This is a genomic window from Sphingomonas sp. (assembly GCF_031380695.1).
In the GTDB taxonomy this organism is placed as follows: Bacteria; Pseudomonadota; Alphaproteobacteria; order Sphingomonadales; family Sphingomonadaceae; genus Sphingomicrobium.
In genome coordinates, this window is record NZ_JANMWY010000008.1 from 1 (window position 1) to 2,279 (window position 2,279).

Genomic DNA, 2,279 nt, shown 5'->3' on the forward strand with positions numbered 1-2,279 from the left:
TATGACAGTGGCGGTAAGGGCCTGCGCGAACTGCTCGATCGAACCGGCGGCCGGCTCGACGCGCTGATCTGCGCCAACGACCTCATGGCGATCGGCGCGATCGACTGCGCGCGAAGCGAATTCGGACTGGCCGTCCCGGGCGACCTGTCGATCGTCGGGTTCGACGGAGTCGCTCCAGCCGGCTGGGCAAGTTATCGCCTGTCGACCGTCCGCCAGCCGGTGCGGCGGATGACCGAAGCGGCGGTGATGATGGTGCTCGAGCGAATTGAGGACTTCAGTCTGTCGCCCGAAGTGCGCACCTTCGCCGGCAGCTTGGTCGAGGGCGGTTCGGCACGTTTCTAGCACCCCGCAGGCAAACGGCCGGTTGCTTTTGCATTCGTAGGCATTCATTCCGTTGCGACCGCCATGGCTGCGCGGGAGGGGAAGCAGGGTGCCGATACCGCCGTCGATCATCCTTCTTCCAGGCAACATGTGCGACGAGCGGTTATGGCGTGGCGAAAGCGGTGCGATCGTCAACACTCTTGGTGCCCGCGCGCCCGTTCGGGACGCCGACTTCAGCCGCGACGACAGCATCGCCGCGATGGCCGCGCGCACGCTGGAGGCTATCCCCGGCCCGATCATCGCCATCGGTTTTTCGATGGGTGCGATCGTCGCGGTGGAGATGTGGGTCCAGGCACCCGAGCGGATCGCGGGGCTGGTTCTGCTCGGCTACAATGCCACCGCCGACCTGCCCGAACGGTCCGCGCACCGCCCGCGCCAGCAGGCCGAAGCGCACGCCGGAGGGCTCGAGCGGCTGCTCGCCGACGAACTGAAGCCCAACTATCTCGCGGCGGCCCATCGCGGCGACACCGCGCTGCTCGACCTGCTGCTCGATATGGGAATGCGCCTCGGCCCCGAGGTGTTCGTCCGGCAGAGCGAAGCCTTGCGGATGCGCGAGGACCGCAGAGCCGCGCTCGGGCGCATCACCGTCCCTGTCCTGCTCGGCTGCGGTGTCGAAGACACGCTGTGCCCGCCCGCGTGGCACGCCGACTGGGCCGCCCGCATCCCCGATGCGACGCTGTTCACCGTCCCCGGCGCCGGCCACATGCTGCCGCTCGAGGCTCCTTTGACCCTTGCCCGCCACCTCGACGAGTGGCTCACCGCGAAGGATATTGCATGACCGACCGGATCCTGACCACCCACGTCGGCTCGCTGCCCCGCTCGGTGGCGGTGACCGACCTCGTCTTCGCCGCCGAGCGCGGCGATGCGGTCGATCCGGCGCAGTTCGACGAGGTCATCGGCGCGGCAGTCGACGCGGTCGTCGCTCGCCAGGTCTCCGTTGGGATCGATCTCGTCAGCGACGGCGAGATGTCGAAGATCAGCTATGCGACCTATATAAAGGATCGCATCAGCGGGTTCGACGGCGACAGCCCGCGCACGCCCCCCGCCGACCTTGAGGATTTCCCCGGCTTCCTCCAGCGGCAGAGCAGCAGCGGCGGAACCCCGACCTACCGTCGTCCCAAATGCGTCGGCCCGGTTGCGCCCATGACGCTCGCGCCGCTCGATGCCGATCTGAAGCATTTTGCTGCCGCACTCGCCCGCCACCGGCCCGCCGGTGGCTTCATGAACGCCGCGTCGCCGGGGGTGATTGCGCTGTTCCAGCCCAACGAATATTACCAGACGCAGGACGATTATCTCGAAGCGCTCGGCGAGGCGATGCGGCCCGAATATGAAGCGATCGTCGGTGCCGGGCTGATCCTCCAGCTCGACAGCCCCGACCTCGGGCTTGGCCGCCACATGATGTACAAGGGGCGCTCCGACGCCGACTATCTGACGCTGATCGGAATGCATGTCGAGGTGCTCAACCATGCCCTGCGCAACGTCTCCGCTGAGCGCGTCCGGATGCATGTCTGCTGGGGCAATTACGAGGGTCCGCACACCCATGATGTCGAGATGGGGGTGATCCTGCCGACGCTGATGAAGGCCAAGCCCGCCGGGTTGCTGTTCGAGACCTCCAACCCCCGCCACCAGCACGACTGGAATTATTTCGTCGAGATGATCGACCTCATTCCGGGCAACAAGATTCTTATTCCCGGCGTGATCGATTCGACCACCAATTTCGTCGAGCATCGCCAAGTCGTCGCCGAGCGGATCGAGCGATACGCCGGGATCGTCGGCCGCGAGCGGGTCATCGCCGGGACCGACTGCGGCTTTTCGACCTTCGCCGGGTTCGGCGCAGTCGATCCCGACATCGTCTACGCCAAGCTCGGCGCGCTGGTCGAAGGCGCGGCGCTGGCGAG

3 protein-coding genes are annotated in these 2,279 nt (G+C 66.7%); all 3 read left to right on the forward strand.

Annotated elements, in window-relative coordinates:
• On the forward strand, positions 1–342 hold a 342-nt coding region (locus RMN84_RS00215), incomplete at its 5' end, for a substrate-binding domain-containing protein (protein ID WP_309610199.1).
• 88 nt (positions 343–430) lie between these two features.
• Positions 431–1,159, forward strand: a complete 729-nt coding sequence (locus tag RMN84_RS00220) for an alpha/beta hydrolase (RefSeq protein WP_309610200.1) — start codon at positions 431–433, stop codon at positions 1,157–1,159.
• A partial coding sequence (locus RMN84_RS00225; protein WP_309610201.1) for a cobalamin-independent methionine synthase II family protein occupies positions 1,156–2,279 on the forward strand: 1,124 nt, incomplete at its 3' end. The genes RMN84_RS00220 and RMN84_RS00225, both read left to right, overlap by 4 nt.